The organism is Saccharothrix luteola (genome assembly GCF_020859565.1).
Taxonomy (GTDB): domain Bacteria; phylum Actinomycetota; class Actinomycetes; order Mycobacteriales; family Pseudonocardiaceae; genus Actinosynnema; species Actinosynnema luteola.
The window spans coordinates 1-20797 of the sequence record NZ_JAJHUO010000051.1 but is presented as its reverse complement, the minus strand read 5'-3'; the positions used below and the strand labels follow the sequence as shown (position 1 = coordinate 20797).

General features: G+C 71.0%; 18 protein-coding genes. 9 read left to right on the top strand and 9 right to left on the bottom strand.

Annotated features, from left to right (window positions below; genetic code table 11):
- A partial coding sequence (locus tag LNK82_RS44655) for a PucR family transcriptional regulator (RefSeq protein ID WP_230572871.1) occupies positions 1-1257 on the bottom strand: 1257 nt, incomplete at its 3' end.
- A 269-nt stretch (positions 1258-1526) separates the two neighbouring features.
- Here LNK82_RS44655 and LNK82_RS44650 point away from each other — a divergent pair.
- Positions 1527-2687 (top strand): lipase family protein, encoded by a 1161-nt coding sequence (locus tag LNK82_RS44650; RefSeq protein WP_230572870.1) that lies wholly within the window; start codon positions 1527-1529, stop codon positions 2685-2687.
- A gap of 71 nt (positions 2688-2758) precedes the next feature.
- Here the strand turns inward: LNK82_RS44650 and LNK82_RS44645 are convergent, their stop codons facing one another.
- Positions 2759-3964, bottom strand: a complete 1206-nt coding sequence (locus tag LNK82_RS44645) for a DUF6801 domain-containing protein (RefSeq protein WP_230572869.1) — start codon at positions 3962-3964, stop codon at positions 2759-2761.
- 206 nt (positions 3965-4170) lie between these two features.
- The gene (locus tag LNK82_RS44640; protein WP_230572868.1) at positions 4171-4713 is read right to left on the bottom strand and encodes a hypothetical protein; all 543 of its coding nucleotides are present in this window, start codon (positions 4711-4713) and stop codon (positions 4171-4173) included.
- Here LNK82_RS44640 and LNK82_RS44635 point away from each other — a divergent pair.
- Entirely contained in the window at positions 4712-4927 is a 216-nt protein-coding gene (locus tag LNK82_RS44635; protein ID WP_230572908.1) for a hypothetical protein, read from the top strand. The genes LNK82_RS44640 and LNK82_RS44635 overlap by 2 nt on opposite strands.
- A gap of 42 nt (positions 4928-4969) precedes the next feature.
- On the opposite strand, the gene LNK82_RS44630 is transcribed toward LNK82_RS44635, so the two are convergent.
- On the bottom strand, positions 4970-5653 hold the full coding sequence (locus tag LNK82_RS44630; RefSeq protein WP_230572867.1) for an aspartate/glutamate racemase family protein: 684 nt from the start codon (positions 5651-5653) through the stop codon (positions 4970-4972).
- Positions 5654-5743: 90 nt separating this feature from the next.
- On the opposite strand from LNK82_RS44630, the gene LNK82_RS44625 reads away from it, so the two are divergent.
- Positions 5744-7366: an AMP-binding protein gene (locus LNK82_RS44625; protein ID WP_230572866.1), complete on the top strand. Its 1623-nt coding sequence runs from the start codon at positions 5744-5746 to the stop codon at positions 7364-7366.
- A gap of 7 nt (positions 7367-7373) precedes the next feature.
- On the opposite strand, the gene LNK82_RS44620 is transcribed toward LNK82_RS44625, so the two are convergent.
- Both LNK82_RS44620 and LNK82_RS44615 read right to left on the bottom strand, forming a co-directional pair.
- On the bottom strand, positions 7374-9224 hold the full coding sequence (locus tag LNK82_RS44620; protein ID WP_230572907.1) for an ABC transporter ATP-binding protein: 1851 nt from the start codon (positions 9222-9224) through the stop codon (positions 7374-7376).
- A gap of 46 nt (positions 9225-9270) precedes the next feature.
- Positions 9271-10476 (bottom strand): FAD-dependent monooxygenase, encoded by a 1206-nt coding sequence (locus LNK82_RS44615; RefSeq protein ID WP_230572865.1) that lies wholly within the window; start codon positions 10474-10476, stop codon positions 9271-9273.
- 93 nt (positions 10477-10569) lie between these two features.
- Here LNK82_RS44615 and LNK82_RS44610 point away from each other — a divergent pair, with 93 nt between their 5' ends.
- The 3 genes from LNK82_RS44610 to LNK82_RS44600 all read left to right on the top strand — a co-directional run bounded on the left by LNK82_RS44610 (position 10570) and on the right by LNK82_RS44600 (position 13208).
- Positions 10570-11502 (top strand): TetR/AcrR family transcriptional regulator C-terminal domain-containing protein, encoded by a 933-nt coding sequence (locus LNK82_RS44610; protein ID WP_230572864.1) that lies wholly within the window; start codon positions 10570-10572, stop codon positions 11500-11502.
- Between the two features lie 19 nt (positions 11503-11521).
- Entirely contained in the window at positions 11522-12421 is a 900-nt protein-coding gene (locus LNK82_RS44605; protein WP_230572906.1) for a proteasome assembly chaperone family protein, read from the top strand.
- A 370-nt stretch (positions 12422-12791) separates the two neighbouring features.
- Positions 12792-13208 carry a chorismate mutase gene (locus LNK82_RS44600; RefSeq protein WP_230572863.1) on the top strand — a complete coding sequence of 139 codons (417 nt, stop codon included), beginning with the start codon at positions 12792-12794 and terminating at the stop codon, positions 13206-13208.
- A 50-nt stretch (positions 13209-13258) separates the two neighbouring features.
- Here LNK82_RS44600 and LNK82_RS44595 read toward each other — a convergent pair whose 3' ends face one another.
- On the bottom strand, positions 13259-14227 hold the full coding sequence (locus LNK82_RS44595; RefSeq protein WP_230572862.1) for an LLM class flavin-dependent oxidoreductase: 969 nt from the start codon (positions 14225-14227) through the stop codon (positions 13259-13261).
- 602 nt (positions 14228-14829) lie between these two features.
- Complete coding sequence (locus LNK82_RS44590; RefSeq protein WP_230572861.1) at positions 14830-16062, bottom strand: glycoside hydrolase family 16 protein; 1233 nt, start codon at positions 16060-16062, stop codon at positions 14830-14832.
- Positions 16063-16199: 137 nt separating this feature from the next.
- Here LNK82_RS44590 and paaZ point away from each other — a divergent pair, with 137 nt between their 5' ends.
- Positions 16200-18224, top strand: a complete 2025-nt coding sequence (paaZ, locus tag LNK82_RS44585; RefSeq protein WP_230572860.1) for a phenylacetic acid degradation bifunctional protein PaaZ — start codon at positions 16200-16202, stop codon at positions 18222-18224.
- Between the two features lie 121 nt (positions 18225-18345).
- Positions 18346-19185, top strand: a complete 840-nt coding sequence (locus LNK82_RS44580; RefSeq protein WP_230572859.1) for an aldo/keto reductase — start codon at positions 18346-18348, stop codon at positions 19183-19185.
- A 7-nt stretch (positions 19186-19192) separates the two neighbouring features.
- Here the strand turns inward: LNK82_RS44580 and LNK82_RS44575 are convergent, their stop codons facing one another.
- On the bottom strand, positions 19193-19846 hold the full coding sequence (locus tag LNK82_RS44575; protein ID WP_230572858.1) for an MOSC domain-containing protein: 654 nt from the start codon (positions 19844-19846) through the stop codon (positions 19193-19195).
- A gap of 95 nt (positions 19847-19941) precedes the next feature.
- Here LNK82_RS44575 and LNK82_RS44570 point away from each other — a divergent pair, with 95 nt between their 5' ends.
- Complete coding sequence (locus LNK82_RS44570; RefSeq protein ID WP_230572857.1) at positions 19942-20667, top strand: SCO4651 family lipoprotein; 726 nt, start codon at positions 19942-19944, stop codon at positions 20665-20667.
- The last annotated feature ends 130 nt before the right edge of the window (positions 20668-20797 follow it).

Below are 20797 nucleotides of genomic sequence, written 5' to 3'. Positions count from 1 at the left end.
CGGCCGGGGGCCCCGGGCGGCGGCCCCCGCGGGCGCGCCCCCCCCGCCCCGCCCCCCCGGGGGGCCCCGCAACGCGATCTCCAGCGTCAAGCGCTCGTCGGGGTCGGCCAGCCGGTCGCCCAGCAGCTCCTCCAACTGGTGCATCCGGTACCGGACGGTCTGCGGGTGCACGTCGAGCCGGTTGGCGATCTCGCCGATGCCGCCGCGCGTCTCCAACCACGCCAGCAACGTCGTCTCCAGCCGTTCCCGCTGCTTCACCGTCAGACCGTTGAACGCCGCCAGCGCCCGCCGGCTGAGCTGGCCCACCAGGAACTCGTCCGACAGCAGCGCCAGCGTGGCCAGGTGGTCGTCGCACCACGTCACCGGCGCGGCGGGCAGCAGGCCGCGCCGCACGAACCCCAGCGCCCGCCGCGCGCACGCCAACGACTGCCGCGCCTCGGCCAACGGCACCGTCGGACCCACCGCGGCGAGCCGCCCGCGCAGCTCCGGCTGCGAGCGCCCCTCGGGGTTGGCCACCACCAGGCAGGGCGTGGAGCTCTCCAGGTCCACCAGCACGTCACGGCCCAGCGTCACCGACGGGAGCTGGTGCTGGTCCTCCCGGTACTCCAGCGCGACCACCGCGACCCGTTCCGGCAACGGCCAGTCCGTCGTGCCCGCCAGGTCCGCGAGCGACCTCGGCGACGGCGGCTGCTCGGCCAGCACCAGCTTGAGCAGCTGGCGCCGCCTGCGCTCCAACGCGCCGCTGGCGTTGGCCTGCGCCTCCGAGTAGCCCTCGATGGCCACCCGGCACAGCTCGTCCACCCACGCGAAGATCGCGTCGGCCACCACGAACAGGGTGTCGGTGGACACGCCCACCGCGCGGCCGTGCTCGCTCAGGTGCCGCCACACGACCCGTGCGCCGACCCGCACCGCGGTCTGCAACGAGTCCATCGTGCGGCCTTCGAGGTACTCCATCCGCCCGCTGTAGCGCAGCACGGCCTGCCAGTCGGTCTGCGCCGCGTCCGGGTTGGCGATGTTGTCGAAGCACTTCACGATCGCCATCTCGACGGCGCCGACCAGCACCTCGCGGAACTTGCCCTCCAGCGGCTGCGCGTACGCGGGCACGGTCCGGCGGATCTCCCGCACCACGTCCCGCACCAGGACCCCCGACAGCGGCGCCATCTTCTCCGCCAGCTCGCCCGGGATGGTCGACCACAGCTGCCGCGCCGCGCTGTAGGTCCGCTGCCGCGCCAACCCGCCGTTCAGTGAGATCGTCATGCCGCCTCCGCTTTGCGCGAAGCACCGCCCTGGGACTTCGCCCGGCCGACCATAAAATCATCCGCGACGGTGTGTCAAACATTCTTTCCGCAACCGGGCTGCGTTCACTCTTTCGAGTGATGGCGCTGGTTGTACGAGCATTACAAATCCGGTTTCGGAAACACGCACCCGGATGACAAGTCGGCCGATCGGTCTGGACCGGCCGCGCCGGATTAATGCACTGTGCATTGTCCCTGTCGTATTTCCCGGGAGGTGTCGTTTTGCGAAAGATGTTCTCATTATCGGCGGTCGCGGTCGTGGTGGCCGCCGCCGTCACGGGCCTCGCGCCCTCGGCGGCGGCCGACGACTCGTTCTACGTGCCGCCCAGCCCGCTGCCCGCGGGCGCGCCGGGCGATGTCATCCGGTTCCGCGCGTCGCGGGCGGGCGCCCTCGGCTCGACGGTGCACGCGTGGCAGGTCATGTACCGGTCGACCGACGCGTTGGGGCAGCCCAACGCGGTGACCGGCACGGTGCTCGTGCCCCGTTCGGTCGACCCGGCCACGGCGCCGGTGGTGGCGTTCGCCGTGGGCACGCACGGCCCGGCGTTCAGGTGCGCGCCGTCGGAGATGGTGCGCATCGGCGCGCTCTACGAGCAGCCCGCGGTGGACGGCCTGCTGCGCGCGGGCTACGCGGTCGCCATCACCGACTACGAGGGCTACCGGCCCGACCCGAGGACCACGTACGTCACCGGCCGGTCCGAGGGCCACGCGGTGATCGACGTGGTCAGGGCCGCGCAACGGCTGCCGGACGCCCGGCTGTCCCGTGACGCGAAGGTCGTGTTCCGGGGCTACTCGCAGGGCGGCGGCGCGGCGATGTGGGCGGGTCAGCTGCAGCCCGGCTACGCGCCGGAGCTGAACCTGGTCGGCGTGGTCGGCGGCGGCGTGCCCGCGGACCTCGTCCAGGTCGCGCTGCCGTTGGACGGCCGCAAGGGCTTCGGCCTGCTCGCGTACTCGTTGATCGGGTTGGACCACGCGTACCCGGAGCTGGACCTGGAGGACTACCTCAACGACGCGGGCCGCGCGGAGTTCGCCCGCGTGGAACGGGAAGCGTGCACGTTGGAGCTGCTGGTCGACTACCAGGGGCACAGGCTGTCCGACTACACGACGTCCAGCCCGGTGCTCACGCCGCCGTGGCTGGCGCGGGTGGCGGAGAACAAGCTCGGCGGGACGGTGATCCGCGTGCCGGTGCACGCCTACCACGCCACCGGGGACGACCTGGTGGACTTCACGCAGGCCAAGGCGTTGCGCGACGCCTACTGCGGGCTCGGCGTGCAGGTCGACTGGCGGACCTACGCCACCGACCACATCACCGCCGTGCACACGGGCAGCGCGGCGGCGCAGGCGTTCACCGCGGACCGGATCGCGGGCCGCCCGGCGACGTCGAACTGCTGAGCCGCCCCGGAAATGGAGGAGACCGCCGCGGTCGGACGCGGCGGTCTCCAGTGCGGTCGAGGTCTTGCCGGTTACGCGGTTTTCGCGGTGAGCGTCAGGTCGATGGTGTTGTCCGGGCCTGCGGCGAAACCGCTGACTAGGGCGTTGAGCGGACCGCAGCCCGTCAGCGCCGGGATCGTGTACGTGCCGGCCAGCTTGCCGCCCTTGAGCGGGTCGAAGCCCGCCGCCGAGGTCAGGCCGATGTCCGCGGGAGTGGTGGTGCGGCAGTTCGGGTCGTTGCTGATCGGGATGCCGAACGCGGTGACCGACGGCAGCTTGATGGTGACCTTCGAGCTCGACTTCACCGCGCCGGCGGCGAGCGTGCCGGTCGTCTTGCCCTCCGGCGCGAACTCGATCTTCGACTCCACCGGCACGAAGCCGAACAGGCTGAACTTGCCCGAGGTCGGCGGCAGCACCAGGTCACCGGTGAAGTTCCCGGTGGCCAGGTCCAGGTCGGCGCTCAGGCTGCCCGGGCCGAGCGCGACCGCGCCGCCCAGCTTCTTGATCGTCGACGTGCCGTCCAGCGAGTAGGCGTACTTGATGCCGCCGGGAGGCCGGGTCGTCGTGGTCGTGGGCACGGTGGTGGTCGTAGTGGTGGTGGTCGTGGTCGTGGTGGTCGTCGTGGTCGGGCCGCCGCCGCCCGCCACGTCGAACCGGATCAGCGTCGGGTCCTGGCCCGGGTCCAGCACGCAGTTGGACGTGAACGTGCCGAGCCCGGTGTCGGTGCCGTCGGCCTTCTTCGGCGTCAACGTCGTGCTGTAGTTGCCGACCGTCACCGTCGTCGTGCCCGCCTTGGGGATCACCGCGGTCGGCACCGGACCGCTCGCGACCACGTCGAACGCGCCCTCGGCGGGCACCGGGGTCTTCGGCACGGTCAGGCCGGGGATCTTGATGTCGAGCTTGCTGCCGGCGTTGTCCAGCGTCACGCCCGCCTCCGCGGAGCCCTCCACCGTCGCCGCGCCGACCAGCGTCAGGCCCTGCGTCGCGGTCGGCGGCACGGTGACCGTCGCGGAGAAGTCCGTGGTCTTCAACTCGCCGCCGACCGACGTCGGCGCGTCGATGGTGGCCCTGATCCGGGTGGACAGGACCTGGTTGCCGATCAGCGGGAACGGGCAGGTGAACGTCAGCGTCTTGTCGACCTGGACGGGCGCCGCCGCGCCGGTGCCGACGCCGGCGAGCAGACCGGCCACGACGAGCCCGGACGTCACGCCCGCGCCCAGTGTTGTCTTCAACCTCACGGGTGATCCTTCCTCGAAATCTGCCGGAAATGTGCCGACTCGACGGAAGTTAATGAGGGTGCGGACCACCGGCAAGAGTTGCCCGGAAAACCTTCGAAATCCGCTAAATAATGCGCCGGACATTGTGGCGGTGTCGGTCGCGGCACTCACGTGGTGACAAGAACGCGGCGCCGCGCACTCGTGATCGCGCGAATAACGCGGTGCGCCTAGTCGTCTTCCCTGGCCTCGCCGCGGCGGCGCATGAAGGTGAACCCGGGGATGCCGAGGATCGCCTGCCGGACGTCGTTGGTGACCTCCAGCAGCTGGTGGATGTCCGGGCCGACGCGGTCCAGCGTGGCCAGGATCGGCAGCACGTCCTCGATCAGGTGCTTGGTCAGCACGGGCAGCTGGTCCACCAGTTGCACGGCGGCGTCCACCTCGTGGGGCGACAGGTCGTCCACGAACCGCTGCGCCAGCGGCTGCGCCTTCCGCGCGATGGGCGCGTAGCTGTCCAGCAGCTCGCGTGAGGTCCGAGCGGTGCGGCCGACGTCGGTCGTCACGTCCTCGGCCGCCGCCGTAACCGCCTTCGCCCGCCCGACCAGCGCCTCGGTCTCGGCCAGCACCCGTTCGGTGCGGGTGACCATCTCGTCGGCGCGGCGCACGACGGCCTCCGCCGCGCCGAGCAGGTCGAGCACGCGGCCCGGCACCGACACGGCGGTCTCGACGGTGGTCCGGGCCAGGCCGAACAGGGCGCGCGGGGTGAGCTCCATGCCGTCCACTCTGCCGCACGCGGACGTGCGCGGCCTCAGGGAGAACCCTGACCGGGCGATCCTTGTCCGAGTCGTCCAGACCGATCGATCGCTGAAGCACACGTACGACGGTCCCGTCGGCGGCTTCTACGACGAGTTCGGCGCCTACCGCACCGACAGCGGCCAAGGCCCGGCGACGGTCGTGTGGAGCGGCATCCGGTTCTGGCGCGAGTGAGGCGTCTCGTCGTGGTGTGCACCAGAAGACCGGAGGCGGGGTCTAGGCCAACGCGAGGTCGACGCCCGCCTCCACGTGGACGCGGGTCGAGTCGACCAGCGGCACCGTGCTGTCGGACTGGTCGACCAGCAACGTGATCTCGGTGCAGCCCAGGATCACCGCCTCCGCGCCGCGCTCGACCAGGTGTGCCATCACGTCCCGGTACGCGGCGCGTGACGCGGGCTCGACCCGGTTCTTGGTCAGCTCCTGGTAGATCACGTCGTGCACGAGCGTGCGGTCCGGTTCGTCCGGGACGACCAGCTCGATGCCGCGCGCGCGCATCCGGTCGCGGTAGAAGTCCTGCTCCATGGTGAACCGGGTGCCGAGCAGGCCGACCTTGCGGTAGGCGGTGAGCCTCCGCGCCGTGGCGTCCACGATGTGCACGAACGGCACCTTGACGGCGTCCGTGATCGCGTCGGCGACCTTGTGCATGGTGTTGGTGCACAACAGGACCAACTCGGCGCCCGCGCCTTCGAGCTTGCGGGCGGCCTCGGCCAGCAACTCGCCCGACCGCTCCCACTGCCCCGTCCGCTGCAACCGCTCGATCTCGGCGAAGTCGACGGTCAGCAGCAGGCTGGGCGCGCAGTGGTGGCCGCCGAGCCGGCGCCGCGTCTCCTCGTTGAGCAGTCGGTAGTACTCGGCGGACGATTCCCAGCTCATCCCGCCGATCAACCCGATGGTTCGCATGGCGACGATTGTGTCGGCACGCCCTTCACCGGACGGCATGAATAACGTTGTCGCTGGTCACGGGGTTGCGGCCTGCGGTACGTTGCCTTGATGGCGCACCTGAGCTACTCCTCGGGCACCTCGGACGTGCCGCTGCTGGGCGACACCATCGGCGTGAACTTCGACCGCACGGTGGCCGCGCACGCCGATCGGGACGCGCTGGTCGACCTCTCGACCGGCCGCCGGTGGACCTACCGCGAGCTGGCCGCCGAGGTCGACTCCGTCGCGGCCGGGCTGATGGCGGCGGGGGTCGGCGTCGGCGACCGCGTCGGCATCTGGTCGCCCAACCGGGCCGAGTGGGTGGTGGTCCAGTACGCGACCGCGCGCGTCGGCGCGATCCTGGTCAACATCAACCCGGCGTACCGGGTGCACGAGCTGGAGTACGTGCTCAAACAGGCCGGCGTGCACACGTTGCTCGCCGCCGCGTCGTTCAAGACCTCCGACTACGCCGGGATGATCGCCGAAGTCCGGCCCCGGTGCGCCGCCCTGCGCCGGGTCGTGCTCTTCGACAGTCCCGAGTGGACGGACTTGCACGTGGACACGTTGCCGCGGTGGCCGGAGCTGTCGGCGGACGACCCGATCAACATCCAGTACACCTCGGGCACCACGGGGTTCCCGAAGGGCGCGACCCTGTCGCACCACAACATCCTCAACAACGGCTTCTTCGTCGGCGAGCTGCTCGGGTACACGGAGGACGACCGGATCTGCGTGCCGGTCCCGTTCTACCACTGCTTCGGCATGGTCATGGGCAACCTCGCGGCCACCTCGCACGGCGCGTGCGTGGTGATCCCCGCCCCCGCGTTCGAGCCCGCCGCCACGTTGCGGGCCGTGGCGGAGGAGCGGTGCACGTCCCTGTACGGCGTGCCGACGATGTTCATCGCCGAACTCGCCGACCCCGGCTTCGACTCCTACGACCTGTCGTCGCTGCGCACCGGGATCATGGCCGGCTCGCCGTGCCCGGTCGAGGTGATGAAGCAGGTCGTGGACCGGATGGGGATGCGCGAGGTGTCCATCTGCTACGGCATGACCGAGACCTCGCCGGTGTCCACGCAGACCCGCCGTGACGACTCGCTGGACCGCCGGGTGTCCACCGTCGGCCGGGTCGGGCCGCACCTGGAGGTCAAGGTCGTCGACCCGGACACCGGCCGCACCGCGCCGCGCGGGACGCCCGGCGAGCTGTGCACGCGCGGGTACTCGGTGATGCTCGGCTACTGGGAGCAGCCGGACAAGACCGCCGAGTCGATCGACGCCGCCCGGTGGATGCACACCGGCGACCTCGCGGTGATGGACGACGACGGGTACGTGAACATCACCGGCCGGATCAAGGACATGGTGATCCGTGGCGGAGAGAACCTGTACCCGCGCGAGATCGAGGAGTTCCTCTACACCCACCCCGACGTGCTCGACGCCCAGGTCGTCGGCGTGCCCGACGTGAAGTACGGCGAGGAGCTGATGGCGTGGGTGCGCCTGCGCCCCGGCGCGGAACCGCTGACCGCCGAGTCGCTGCGGTCGTTCTGCGCCGGCAAGCTCGCGCACCAGAAGATCCCCCGGTACGTGCACGTGGTGGACGAGTTCCCGATGACCGTCACCGGCAAGGTCCGCAAGGTCGAGATGCGCAAGCAGGCCGTGCGGATCCTCGGTCTCGCCGACGCCGACGCGGTGCGGCACGCGTAGTGCCGGCTCATGACGTTCGCACCTCCTCCGCGAATTGGGTCCGGTACAGCTCTTCGTAACGCCCGCCTGCGGCGAGCAGGTCGGTGTGGGTGCCGCGTTCCACCACCCGACCGCCCTCCACCACGAGGATCAGGTCGGCCGCCCGGATCGTCGACAGCCGGTGCGCGATCACCAGTGCCGTGCGCCCGTGCAGCGCCTCGCCCAACGCGGCCTGCACCGCGGCCTCCGAGGTGGAGTCCAGGTGCGCGGTGGCCTCGTCCAGGATCACCACGCGCGGCTTCGCCAGCAGCAGCCGGGCGATCGTCAGCCGCTGCCGCTCACCGCCGGACAACCGGTAGCCGCGCTCGCCGACCACGGTGTCCAGCCCGTCCGGCAGCGACGCCACCAGCTCGGCCAGCCGCGCCCGGCCCAGCACCTCCCACAGGTCGGCCTCGGTGGCCTGCGGCCGGGCGAGCAGCAGGTTCGACCGGATCGACTCGTGGAACAGGTGACCGTCCTGCGTCACCATGCCCAGCGCGTCGCGGACCGAGTCGGCGGTCAGGTCGCGCACGTCCACACCGGACAAGCGCACCGTGCCCGAGTCCACGTCGTAGAGCCGGGGCAGCAGCGAGGCGATCGTCGACTTCCCCGCGCCCGACGAGCCGACCAACGCCACCACCTGGCCGGGCTCGGCCCGGAACGACACGTCGTGCAGCACCTCCTCTCCGCCGCGGCTGTCGAGCACCGCGACCTCTTCCAACGACGCCAGGGACACCTTGTCCGCCGACGGGTAGGCGAACCGGACGTTCTCGAACTCCACCGACACCGGACCGTCCGGCACCGACCGCGCGTCGGGCTTCTCGGTGATCAACGGCTTCAGGTCGAGCACCTCGAAGACCCGCTCGAAGCTCACCAAAGCGCTCATCACCTCGACCCGCGCGCTGGCCAGCGCCGTGAGCGGCGCGTACAACCTGGTCAGCAGCAAAGCCAGCGCCACCACCGACCCCGGGTCCAACTCGCCGCGCAGCGCGTAGAACCCGCCCAACCCGTACACCACGGCCAGCGCCAGCGCCGAGACCAGCGTCAACGCGGTCAGGAACAGGGTCTGCACCATGGCCGTGCGCACCCCGATGTCCCGCACCCGCCGCGCCCGCGTCGCGAACTCCTCCGACTCGTGCGCCGGCCTGCCGAACAGCTTCACCAGCGTCGCGCCCGGCGCCGAGAACCGCTCGGTCATCCGGGTGCCCATGGTGGCGTTGTGGTTGGCCGCCTCACGTTCCAGCCGCGCCAGCCGCGTCCCCATCCGCCGCGCCGGCACCACGAACACCGGCAGCAACACCAGCGCCAGCAGCGTGATCTGCCACGACAGGCTGATCATCACGGCCAGCGTCAGCGCGAGCGTGACCAAGTTGCCCGCCACGCTGGACAGGGTGTCGCTGAACGCCCGCTGCGCACCGATCACGTCGTTGTTGAGCCGGCTCACCAGCGCCCCGGTGCGGGTGCGGGTGAAGAACGCGATCGGCATCCGTTGCACGTGGTCGAAGACCGTGGTCCTCAGGTCGAGGATCAGGTCTTCGCCGATGCGCGCCGACAGCCACCGCGTCAGCAGGCCCAACCCCGCCTCGACGATCGCGATGCCCGCGATCACCGCCGCGAGCACGAGCACCACCTGGTACGCCGAGCCGTTGACGATGGCGTCCACGATCCGGCCCGCGAGGACCGGCGTCACCACCGCCAGCACCGCCACGACCACGCTCAGGGCGAGGTACTGGGTCAGCCGCACCCGGTGCGGACGGGCGAACGCCCAGATCCGGCGGAAGGTGGCGGCGGAGAACGGCCGCTTGTCGTCCTGCGCGTTCGTCACGTGGTACAGCGACATCCAGGCGGTGGTCTCCATGTCCATGCCCGGAAGGTAGGACCTTCAGTCAGGTGGAGGTCAAGCTCCGGGGCAGGTAGTCCGGCAACGACACCGTGTTCGCCAGCTTCTGCAGGTCGCCGAACAGTCTGGCGCCGCCGGGGATGTGCGGGACCACGCGCATCGTGAAGTCGCGCATGCGGATGAACACCCGCGACTTCGGCATCAGGCTGTCGACCCCGCCCAGCGCGAACTTCTGGCACCGCGTCACGTACTCGCGCATCACCTCCTCGTACCGTCTGAACGCCGTGACGTGGTCCGGCGCGGTGGCCAGCTCGCCCGCGAGGACGTACGCGCCGACCAAGGCCATGCTCGTGCCGTTGCCCGCCATCGGCGACGCGCAGAACGCCGCGTCGCCGAGCAGCGCCACCCGACCGTCCGACCAGGTGTCCATCCGGATCTGGCAAAGCCGGTCGAAGTAGAAGTCGGGCGCCTCGCGCATGTCCGCGAGCAGCCGGGGCACCTCCCAGCCGTCGCCCGCGAACGTGGTGGCGATCAGCTCGCGCTGCCACGCCGTGTCGCGCCGGTCGTGCGCCACCGGGGGCGAGGCGAACACGAACATCGCCTTGGCCCCGCCGTCCGGCGTGGGGTAGATGCCCGCGGTGCGGCCGGGCACGGTGTGCATCAGCTGCCGGCCGTCCAGGTCTTCCCTCTGGGTCGTGCCGAAGATGGAGATGTACGCGCCGAGGTCGTGCGCGAACCGCGACTCGGGGCCGAACGCCAGCGACCGCACCTTGGAGTGCAGCCCGTCCGCGCCGACGACCAGGTCGAACGTGCGCGGCTCGCCGCGCTCGAAGGTGACCGCCACCCCGGCTCCGGTCTGGGTGAGCGAGGTGATGCCGTCGTCGAAGACGTACTCGACGTCGGTCGCGGTCGCCTCGTGGAGGATGCGGACCAGGTCGCCCCGCAGGATCTCCAGCTCGGCGATCACGCCGCCCGAGTCGCCCATCGTGTCGGACGCCATGGTGGCGGTGCGCTTGCCCTCGGCGTTCACGAACGCCATTCCCCGCGCGCCCGTGTGCGCCGCGCGCACCTGGTCGAGCACGCCCATCCGATCGGCGACCTCGCGGGCCGTTCCGCGCAGGTCGACGGCCTGGCCGCCGGGCCGCGGCGCGGGTGCCCGCTCGACGACGGTCGGGGTGAAGCCGTGGTGGCGCAGCCAGTAGGCGAGCGCGGGGCCGGCGATGCTCGCGCCGGAGATCAGTACGGTGTTCATGCGTACACCGTACATCAGTGTTCTGCGTGGTCAATCACTCGATAGTGCACTAGTGCTGTAGCATCCGGTGCACTACCCTTGAGGAGGCGGGCGATGAACGACGCGATCTACCAGCGGATAGCGCGCGAGATCCGCGATTCGATCGAGTCGGGCCAGTTGCGACCGGGTGATCGGGTGCCGTCGACGCGCGAGATCACCGTGCGGTGGAACGTCGCGATGGCCACGGCGACCAAGGTGCTGGTCACCTTGCGCTCCGAGGGCTTCGTGCGTCCCGTGGCCGGGGTGGGCACGGTCGTGTCGCCGGAAGGTGGGGAACCTGTGCGACCGCGCGCGCAGGAGACCGATCTGACCGGCGAGCGGCTGGTCCTCGCGGCGGTCCGCCTGGCGGACGCGGAAGGGCTCGACGGGTTGTCGATGCGGCGGGTGGCGTCACGGCTGGGCGTGGCGACCATGTCGCTGTACCGGCACGTCGAGAACAAGGACGAACTCGTCCTTCGGATGATCGACCACGTGTTGCGGGAGGAGGAGTTGCCCGAGCCCGGTCCCGAGACCTGGCGGGAGCGGCTGGAGGTGAGCGCGAGGTTGCAGTGGAAGTTGTTCCAGGAACATGCGTGGCTGGCGCCGGCCATGTCCATGACCAGGCCGCAACTGCTGCCCAGCGCGCTCACGCACACCGAATGGGTCCTGCGAGCGCTCGACGGGAAGGGGCTGAGCCTGGAGGAGATGATGCACGCCGCCGTGACGGTGTTCGGCTTCGTCCGAGGGGTCGCGGTGAACATCGAGCCGGAGGTCGAGCAGCGGCGCGACACCGGGATGACCGGCGACGAGTGGATGACCCAACAGGCGCCGGCCCTGCTGGACATCGTCTCCGCCGGGCAGTTCCCGATGTTCAGCCGCGTGGTGGGCTCTGACCTGGACCTGGGACTCGACACGCTCTTCGAATTCGGTCTCGCTCGAATGCTCGACGGGATCGGGGAATGGATCAGCGGTCGGTCGACGTTGACGGAGGGGAGGACTGGCATGTGAGCACTTGGGGAGGCACGAGGTGGCGCTGGACCCGGAGGATCTGTTCGAGGTCGACTCCGACGTCCCGGACCTGACCGGAGCGGTGTTGTTGCACCACTTCGACGGCTTCATGGACGCCGGTGCGGCGGGCGCGACGCTGGTCGCACACCTGCTGGAGGTGCACGAACACCGGGTGGTCGCCCGGTTCGACATCGACGACCTGATCGACTACCGCGCCCGGCGGCCGACGATGATCTACGCCACCGACCGGTGGGAGTCCTACGACGCCCCCGAGCTGGTCGTGTACCTGATGCACGACGCGGTGGGCACGCCGTTCCTGCTGATGACCGGCCCCGAGCCGGATCGCCGGTGGGAGGCGGTCGTCGCGGCCGTGCGGTCGCTGATCGAGCGGTGGGGCTTGCGCCTCGCGGTCAGCTTCAACGGCCTTCCGATGGGCGTGCCGCACACGCGGAAGCTGTCGGTGATCTCGCACGCGACCAGGCCGGAACTGGTGACGGAGGGCTCGCCGTTCAGCCGGGTGCAGGTGCCGGGCAACCTGTCGGCGCTGCTGGAGCTGCGGCTCGGGCAGAGCGGTCACGACGCCATGGGCTTCGCCGCCTACGTGCCGCACTACCTGGCGCAGGGCACCTACCCCGCCGCCTCGTTGAGCCTGCTCCAGGCGTTGACGAAGTCGACGGGCCTGGTCATCCAGGCGGCGGCCCTGAACGAGGCGGCCAAGCGAACGGACGCCGAGATCACCCGCCAGGTGTCGGAATCGGCCGAAGTCGCCCAGGTGGTCGAGGCACTGGAGCGGCAGTACGACGCCTTCACCGAGGCCTCGGACAACCTGCTCATCGACGACGACGAATCGCTGCCCAGCGCCGACGAACTGGGCGCCGAGTTCGAGCGCTTCCTGGCCGAACAACAACGCGACCACTAACCACCCCCAACACCGGCTGGCCACACCCAAAGGCCGACGCGGCACCAAAGCCCCAGCCAACCCGCAGCCGTGCCGCAACGCACCCCTGCCGCACCGGGCTCGCGGGCTGTGCTGTGCCGCTGCCGGGCCGATCCCGCAGGAGACCCCCGGGCTGTCCTGCGGAGCCGTCGCGCCGTGCTGTCTTGCCGACCTACCCAGGCCCCGGCCCGGCCGGTGCCGCCGTGTCCTACCGCGCGCTGTGTCGGCGAACCGTGTCGTCCTGCGCCGCCGCACTGCCGCGAGGCCCTGCCGCGCCATGGAGCCGGCCTGCCGTGCCGTCACACTGATCTGCGAGGCCGGCACCTCACCGGGCGTGCCGCGGAGTCGCACCATGTCGTGGCGCGCGGTGCTCGGGGTGGTGCGGCGGTCGTGGATGATGATCGATGTGTCTGACTCTGACTCCTCCTCGACGACGTCGTCCGGTTCGTCATCGCAGCCGTCGTTGCCCCCGGCGTCATTGGCCGAGGTTCGCGCGCGTATCGATGTGATCGACTCGGAGCTGGTGCGTCTTCTCGCGCAACGGCAGGGTCTGGTGCGGGCGGCGGCGTCGTTCAAATCGGATGACCAGGCGGTTCGTGCGCCGGATCGGGTCGCAGAGGTGATCGCGTCGGTGCGGGAGCGGGCGTCGGTGGCCGGGTTGGAGCCGGCGGTGGCGGAGGCGGTGTGGCGGGCGATGATCGGCGCGTTCATCGAGGTTGAGCTCGTGGAACACGCGGCGACCCGGCGTGCGACGAACCCGCAGGGCTGACGCGGTCCGTCGGGGTCGACAGCAGGCGGCGGTCGGAGCGGTGGGGCGGGTCAGAGGTACAGCTCGGCCAGTTGGCGGTACGAGTCGAGCATGGCGGCGCGGTCGTACGTGCTGGTGGTGACCAGGACCTCGTCGGCGGCGGTGCGGTGGAGGAGGCTGTCCAGGGCCTTGGCGACTTCCGATGGCGTGCCGTGGACGTGCCCTTGGAGCGACTGCTCGAACAGTCGGCGCTCACGGCTCGTCATGGGCTGGGCGAGGATGTCGTTCGGCGCGCTCAGGGGTGGGAACTCGCCTCGGGTGCGTGAGTGCGCCATCGCCCACGCCTCCGGCACGAGGAGTCGCCACGCGTCCTCGGTGGTGTCGGCGACGGCGACCGTCGAGGAGATCACCACGTACGGCTCGTCGGCCCAGGCAGACGGCCGGAACTCGGCGCGGTAGGTGGAGATGGCGTCGATCATGGCGTCTTCGCCTCGGAACGAGCCGATGACCAGTGGGACGCCGTGTGCCGCGGCCACGCGCGCGCCGGCGCCGGTGGCCAGGACGAACGGTGACACGCGGAGGCCGTCGGCCGGGTAGCCGCGCACCGCCTGGTCGCCCGTGAAGTAGCCCAGCAGTTCGGTGAGCCTCGGGCCGAAGTCGGCGGCGTCCTCCTTGTCGTGCCCCAACGCCTTGCGGACCGCCTCGATGAAGCCGACCGACCGGCCGAGGCCCATGTCGATCCGGCCCGGGAACAGCGACTCCAGCACCCCGAACTGCTCGGCCACGACCAGCGGCTGGTGGTTGGGCAGCATCACGCCGCCGGTGCCGACCCTGATGCGGGACGTCGCCGCGGCGACTGCTGCCGCCAGCACCGTCGGCGCGGAACCGGCCACGCCCGGCACGCCGTGGTGCTCGGAGACCCAGAAGCGGTGATAGCCGAGCTCTTCAGCCTGACGGGCGAACGCGACCGTGTCGCGCAGCGCCTCAGGGTGGCCACTCCCAGCCCGCACCCGCGACCGGTCCAGCACGGAAAGCTTCACGACCAGGTCAACGGTGTCGATCGTCCACGCATTCCGGTCGCGCTGCGTTCCGGATGTCGCCGAGGGTTCCGCGGGGGACCTGCGGCAGGGAGGGAAGGGAAGGGAAGGGAAGGGAAGGGAAGGCGAGGCGAGGCGAGGGGAGGGTGCGGAAGGGGAAGTGCGGTGCGCTGCCCCAGCCCTGGCGGCCGGTCACGTGGGGGCCACCGTCCGCCGCGACGGCCCGGCGCGCCCACGCGGCGGTGCCGCGATCACCGACCCCGGTGGTCGCCGACCTGGGCGAGCCGAATACCCCGGTGAGCCGAATACCCCGGTGAGCCGAACACTTCGGCGGCAGGTACCCGGCCGGCGAGGAAGTCGCGCTCGTTGTCATCGCGGTCCACCCGGCTGAGCCGTCGGCACGGGCCGGGTCCTTGATCGCCACCACCCACGACGGCAGGTCCACCTCGCCGCCGCCGGGGGAGGGGCGAGGCGGGCGCGAGCATCCGCGTCGCGCCCGCTCGACCAATGCCGCCGCGACCGCCGGGGAGAGTCGGCGGTCGCGGTCGGCCTTGGCGGCTTCCCCTCCGATCAGGGGCCGCACGCCCCGATCGTGCCGCGCGGGCTCACGCGACGGTCCACTTCTGGTTGGCGGTGCCGAAGCAGGTCCACAGCTGCAGCCGCGTGCCGTTGGCGGAGCTGCTGTTCTGCGCGTCCAGGCACTTGTTGGCCTGGATGTTCACGATGTCGTTGGCACCGCTCACCGCCCACTTCTGCGCGCCGGTCCCGTTGCAGTCCCACAGCTGGACCAGCGTGCCGTCCGCCGTGCCGCCCGACGCCGCGTCCAGGCACTTGCCCAGCGCGCGGATCGTGCCGTCGCCCGGGCGCGACCACTGCTGGGCCGCGGTGCCGTTGCAGTCCCACAACTGCACGGGCGTGCCGTTGGCGGGGTTCGCGCCGGCCACGTCCACGCACTTGCCGCCGACGCCGGTGATCCGGCCGCCCGCGGGCGGGGTGGAGTCCAACGTCGACACGCGCACGTAGTCGATCACGAACTGCTGCGGGAACGTGGTGGTGGCGTCCGGGTAGCCCGGCCACTCGCCGCCGACCGCCAGGTTCAGGATGATGAAGAACGGCTTGTTGAACACCCACTGGTTGCCGCCGACGTCGGCGGGCGTGCGGCGCTGGTAGACGTTGCCGTCCACGGACCACGCGATGCCGGTGGGCGACCACTCGATGGCGAAGGTGTGGAAGCCGTCGGCGAAGTTCGGCCCGTTGTGGGCCATGCCGATGCCGCCCGCACCGGAGTAGCCGGGACCGTGGATGGTGCCGTACACCGTGTCCAGGTCGTGACCCAGGAACTCCATGATGTCGATCTCGCCGCTGCCCGGCCACGGGTTGCCGGAGTTGATGTCCTGGCCGAGCATCCAGAACGCGGGCCAGATGCCCTTGCCGCGCGGCATCTTCATCCGCGCCTCGACCTTGCCGTAGGTCGTGGTGAACTTGCCCGCGGTGTTGATCCGGGCCGACGTGTACTGGCACCGGCCGTACCAGCAGTTGTAGTTGCCCGGGTTCTCCTTGCGGGCGGTGATGACGAGGTTGCCCGCGCCGTCCATGGCCGCGTTGCTCGCGGACGTCGTGTAGTACTGGTGCTCGCGGTTGTTGCCGTTGTTGTCGCCGACCTCCGTGTTCCACTTGGAGGCGTCCGGCCGGGTGCCCGCCGGGCCGTTGAACTCCTCGGCGAAGGTCACCGCCATCGTGCCCACGCCGGCGTCCACGGCCGGCGCGGCCTGCCCGACCGGTGCGGCGAACCCGCTGAAGGCGAGCGCGACCGCGCTCAGCACCACTCGTGTCCTCATCGACACTCCCTTCACTCTGGCGACGGCAGGCCAAAAGTTACTGCATGACCTTGAATCAAGTCACGATGAAAGTACGGAGGCTTTACTGTCGGGTCATGCCGGGACACCCACCGGCCCGACGAGGAGGTCGACACCCGATGGCCATGCTGCGCAGCTACGTGTCAGGTCGCTGGCACGCCCCGTCCGTCGAAGGAACGCCGCTGCACGACGCGGTGACCGGCGAGGAGATCGCCCGGATCTCGTCCCAGGGCATCGACATGGCGGCGGCGCTCGACCACGGCAGGCGCGTCGGCGGGCCGGCGCTGCGGGAGCTGACGTTCCACCAGCGCGCGGCCCTGCTCAAGGCCCTCGCCTCGAACCTGCGGGAGCACCGCGACGAGCTGTACGCCCTGTCCGCCCGATCGGGCGCCACCAGGACGGACTCCCTGATCGACGTGGACGGCGGCATCGGCGTGCTGTTCGGCTACGCGAGCAAGGCCAAGCGCGAGCTGCCCAACGACAAGGTCCACGTGGACGGCAACGTCGAACCGCTGAGCAAGGGCGGCACGTTCGTCGGCCAGCACGTCGCGACCCCGTTGCGGGGCGTGGCCGTGCAGATCAACGCCTTCAACTTCCCGATGTGGGGCCCGCTGGAGAAGTTCGCGCCCGCGTTCATCGCCGGCGTGCCGTCGCTGATCAAGCCCGCCTCCCAGACGGCCTACATCACCGAGAAGCTGGTCGAGCTGATGCTGGCCTCGGGCCTGCTGCCGGAAGGCTCGCTGCAGCTCGTCACCGGCAGCGCGGGCGACCTGCTCGACCACCTCACCGGCCAGGACCTGGTCGGCTTCACGGGATCCGCGTCCACCGCCCAGGTGCTGCGCACCCACCCGGCCGTGGTGCGCAACAGCGTGCGCTTCAACGCCGAGGCGGACTCGCTGAACTGCTCGATCCTCGGCCCGGACGCGGTCGAGGGCACGCCCGAGTTCGACCTGTTCGTCAAGCAGCTCGTCAGCGAGATGACGGTCAAGGCAGGCCAGAAGTGCACCGCGATCCGGCGCGCCCTGGTACCCGCCTCCCTCCTGGACGCCGTCGCCGACGCCGCCACCGCGCGCCTGGCGAAGGTCGTGATCGGCAACCCCGCGAACGAGAGCGTGCGGATGGGCGCGCTGGCAGGGCTGGAGCAGCGCGAGGAGGTCCGGCGGTCGCTGAAGGCGCTGCTGGAGGTCGGTGACGTCGTCTACGGCTCGCTGGACCGCGTGGACGTGGTGGACGCCGACGCCGAGCGCGGCGCGTTCCTGTCGCCGGTGCTGCTCAAGGCCGACCCCGACCACGCCCAGCCGCACGAGGTGGAGGCGTTCGGGCCGGTCTCGACGCTGATGGCCTACCGCGACGCCGAGCACGCGGTCGAGTTGGCCGCACGCGGCGCCGGCAGCCTGGTCGGCTCCGTCGTCACGCACGACGCCGACTTCGCGCGCGACGTGGTGCTGGGCGTGGCCCCGTGGCACGGCCGCGTCCTGGTGCTGGACCGCGACGACGCCAAGGAGTCCACCGGCCACGGTTCGCCGCTGCCGATGCTGGTGCACGGCGGTCCGGGCCGGGCGGGCGGCGGCGAGGAGATGGGCGGCATCCGGGGCGTGCTGCACCACATGCAGCGCACCGCGGTGCAGGCCAGCCCCAGGGTGCTGAGCGCGGTCACCGGGCGGTGGGTGACGGGCGCGCCGCGCACCGAGTCGGACGTGCACCCGTTCCGCAAGTCGTTGCGGGAGTTGAAGATCGGCGACACGGTGGTGGCCGGGCCGCGCGCGGTGACGTTGGCCGACATCGAGCACTTCGCGGAGTTCACCGGCGACACGTTCTACGCGCACATGGACGAGGAAGCCGCGGCGGCGAACCCGTTCTTCGGCGGTCGGGTCGCGCACGGGTACCTGGTGGTGTCGTTCGCGGCGGGCCTGTTCGTCTCCCCCGAGCCGGGGCCGGTGCTGGCCAACTACGGCCTGGAGAACCTGCGGTTCCTCACGCCGACGTTCCCCGGCGACGAGCTGACCGTGACGTTGACCGCGAAGCAGATCACACCGCGTGAGGACCAGGACTACGGCGAGGTCCGCTGGGACGCCGACCTGGTCAACCAGAAGGGTGAGTCGGTGGCCAAGTACGACGTGCTGACGCTGGTCGCCAAGCAGTAGGGGGTTCCACCAAGTGGACGCGCGCCGGCCCGATCGCCCCCGGCGGGAACAACCGACGCGCTCCACCTGGTTGGCGCGAGAGGAGAACCGAGCAACACCCGAGTCACGAGGAGCACCAGAGGTGTCTGAGACCTTTTCGCTGGGTGGGGACCTGACCGTCAACCGCCTCGGCTACGGCGCGATGCGGCTCACCGGTGAGGGCATCTGGGGGTACCCGGCCGACCGCGACAACGCGATCGCCGTCCTGCGCCGGGTGGTGGAGCTGGGCGTCAACTTCATCGACACCGCGGACGCCTATGGCCCTCACGTCAACGAGGAGCTGATCCGGCAGGCCCTGCACCCGTACGCGGACGACCTGGTCATCGCGACCAAGGGCGGCCTGCTGCGCACCGGCCCGAACGAGTGGCCGATCCTCGGCAAGCCCGCCTACCTGCGGCAGGCCGTCGAGACCAGCCTGCGGCGGCTCGGCGTCGAGCGCATCGACCTCTACCAGCTGCACCGCGTCGACCCGGACTACCCGCTGGAGGATCAGGTCGGCGAGCTGCGCAAGCTGCAGGAGGAGGGCAAGATCCGGCACATCGGACTGTCCGAGGTGGACGTCGCCCAGCTCGAGGCGGCACGGGCGGTCGCGCCGATCGCGAGCGTGCAGAACCTGTACAACCTGGCCGACCGCGGGCACGAGGCCGTGTTGGAGCGCGCCACCGAGCTGGGCATCGCGTTCATCCCGTGGTTCCCGGTGGCGACCGGCGAGCTGGCCCGCCCGGGCGGCGTGCTCGACGCGGCGGCCAAGGAGCACGGCGCCACGCCCGCGCAGCTCGCGCTGGCGTGGCTGCTGCGCAAGTCGCCCGTCGTGCTGCCGATCCCCGGCACGTCCTCGATCGCGCACCTGGAGGAGAACGTGGCCGCGGCGCGGATCGAGCTGACCGACGAGGAGTTCGAGAAGCTGTCCGCGCTCGCCTGAGCGACCGCTACGCCGGGTCGAACGCCCGCCGTTCGACCCGGCGTCGCAGGTCCTCGGGCAGGTCGTCGCCGGCCGCCAGCAGGTCCGGCAGCAACGCGGGCTCCAGGGTCAGGGCGCGGAACGCGAACGCGATCGTGACGTCGTGGTCGGGCCGGTGCTCGATCGTGATCTCGTCACCCGCGGTGATCGTGCCGGGTTCCAGGACGCGGAAGTACGTGCCGGGAAGTCCCCGCCGAGTGAACGTCTTCACCCACCCGTGCTCCTCCATCACCCCCGCGAACGTCCGGCACGGCACCCGCGGGCTGGTCGCCTGGAGCAGCAGCCCGCCGATCCGCCACAGCTCGCCGATCCGCGCGCCGCACACGTCGACGCCCACCGTGGTCAGGTTCTCGCCGAACAGCCCGGGCCGCAGGTCGTCCCGGCCCAACTCCACCGACCACGCGTCCAGGTCCTCCCGCGCGTAGGCGTAAACGGCCTGGTCGTCGCCACCGTGGTGACGCGAGTCGGAGATGTGGTCGCCGACGACGCCGCTGCCGACCGGGCCGGGCGCGCGGACGTCCACGGGGCCGGGCGCCGGGCGCTTGCCGATACCGGTGTGGCCGACGTTGGCGTGGTCGAACTCGACGCGGGAGCCGACGTTGACGGAGAGCACGTGGGGCATGCCCACGACGGTAGCCGAGACACTTTAGGGGTTCGCACTCCTTATCGGTCGCCGGTGGGGGAGGATGGCGTGGTTCACCGTCCGTGGGGGGAGACATGCGCAGGTCCGTCGTCGCGTTGGTGCTGGCCGGGGTCGCGCTGGCGGGCTGCGCGGAGCGGACACCCCTGCCGACGCCGACCCTCGGCCCGGTGGTGGACGACAGCGCCACGCTGATCGCGAACCTGGTCGCCCGCGCCGACGAGCAGCGGTCCGTCCGGTTCGACGCCGAGACCACCATGACCGGGCTGCGCGTCACGCTGGACGGCGGCCTGCTGCGCGCCCGCGAGGGCCGGCTGGTGTCGTTGCGGCAGGACTCGTCCACCGACGTCGTCGTGCTGGCCGACGCCGGCTACTCCCGCACCGGCGGCGGCACGTGGACCAGGCTCGACCTGACCGACCGCGCGCCCGTGCGGGCGGACACCACGGTCGCCGGCCTGGCCGACGAGGTCGACCCGGCCTCGGTGGTGCGGTCGCTGGCCGGCAGCCTGCTGGTGGAGAAGGGCGACGAGCAGGTCGACGGCGTGTCGACGCGCCGCTACACGCTCCTGGTCGACCTGCGGCTGCAAGCCGAGCGGGCGCCCGACAGCTCGCGGCGCGCCCAGCTGCTGGCGGCCTACGAGTCGGGCTTCACCGCGTCCGCCACCGTGTGGGTGGGTCCGGGCGACCTGCCGGTGCGGGTGGAGCAGGTGCTGAAGACGTTGGAGGGCAACGTCTTCCAGCGCAGCCTGCACCGCTTCACCGACTGGAACGCCGACATCCGGGTGTCCGCGCCGGTGTCCTAGGACCTAGTGTCGTGCGTCAGAAATTCTGAGATTTAGTTCTGCGTGTTTTCTGGTGGTCGGTGACCTTCGCGAGGTAGTCGGCGAGGGAGTTGAGGATCTCGTCGGCGGTCTTGGTCCAGGTGAAGGGGCG

Excerpts from the sequence above, each read along its gene's own strand:
- LNK82_RS44635 (WP_230572908.1), top strand. The coding sequence starts at position 4,712 with ATGCCGTCCACTCTGCCGCACGCGGACGTGCGCGGCCTCAGGGAGAAC.
- LNK82_RS44640 (WP_230572868.1), bottom strand. The coding sequence starts at position 4,713 with ATGGAGCTCACCCCGCGCGCCCTGTTCGGCCTGGCCCGGACCACCGTC.
- LNK82_RS44650 (WP_230572870.1), top strand. The coding sequence starts at position 1,527 with ATGTTCTCATTATCGGCGGTCGCGGTCGTGGTGGCCGCCGCCGTCACG.
- LNK82_RS44615 (WP_230572865.1), bottom strand. The coding sequence starts at position 10,476 with ATGAACACCGTACTGATCTCCGGCGCGAGCATCGCCGGCCCCGCGCTC.
- LNK82_RS44610 (WP_230572864.1), top strand. The coding sequence starts at position 10,570 with ATGAACGACGCGATCTACCAGCGGATAGCGCGCGAGATCCGCGATTCG.
- LNK82_RS44570 (WP_230572857.1), top strand. The coding sequence starts at position 19,942 with ATGCGCAGGTCCGTCGTCGCGTTGGTGCTGGCCGGGGTCGCGCTGGCG.
- paaZ (WP_230572860.1), top strand. The coding sequence starts at position 16,200 with ATGGCCATGCTGCGCAGCTACGTGTCAGGTCGCTGGCACGCCCCGTCC.
- LNK82_RS44600 (WP_230572863.1), top strand. The coding sequence starts at position 12,792 with ATGTCGTGGCGCGCGGTGCTCGGGGTGGTGCGGCGGTCGTGGATGATG.
- LNK82_RS44590 (WP_230572861.1), bottom strand. The coding sequence starts at position 16,062 with ATGAGGACACGAGTGGTGCTGAGCGCGGTCGCGCTCGCCTTCAGCGGG.
- LNK82_RS44625 (WP_230572866.1), top strand. The coding sequence starts at position 5,744 with ATGGCGCACCTGAGCTACTCCTCGGGCACCTCGGACGTGCCGCTGCTG.
- LNK82_RS44575 (WP_230572858.1), bottom strand. The coding sequence starts at position 19,846 with ATGCCCCACGTGCTCTCCGTCAACGTCGGCTCCCGCGTCGAGTTCGAC.
- LNK82_RS44630 (WP_230572867.1), bottom strand. The coding sequence starts at position 5,653 with ATGCGAACCATCGGGTTGATCGGCGGGATGAGCTGGGAATCGTCCGCC.
- LNK82_RS44620 (WP_230572907.1), bottom strand. The coding sequence starts at position 9,224 with ATGTCGCTGTACCACGTGACGAACGCGCAGGACGACAAGCGGCCGTTC.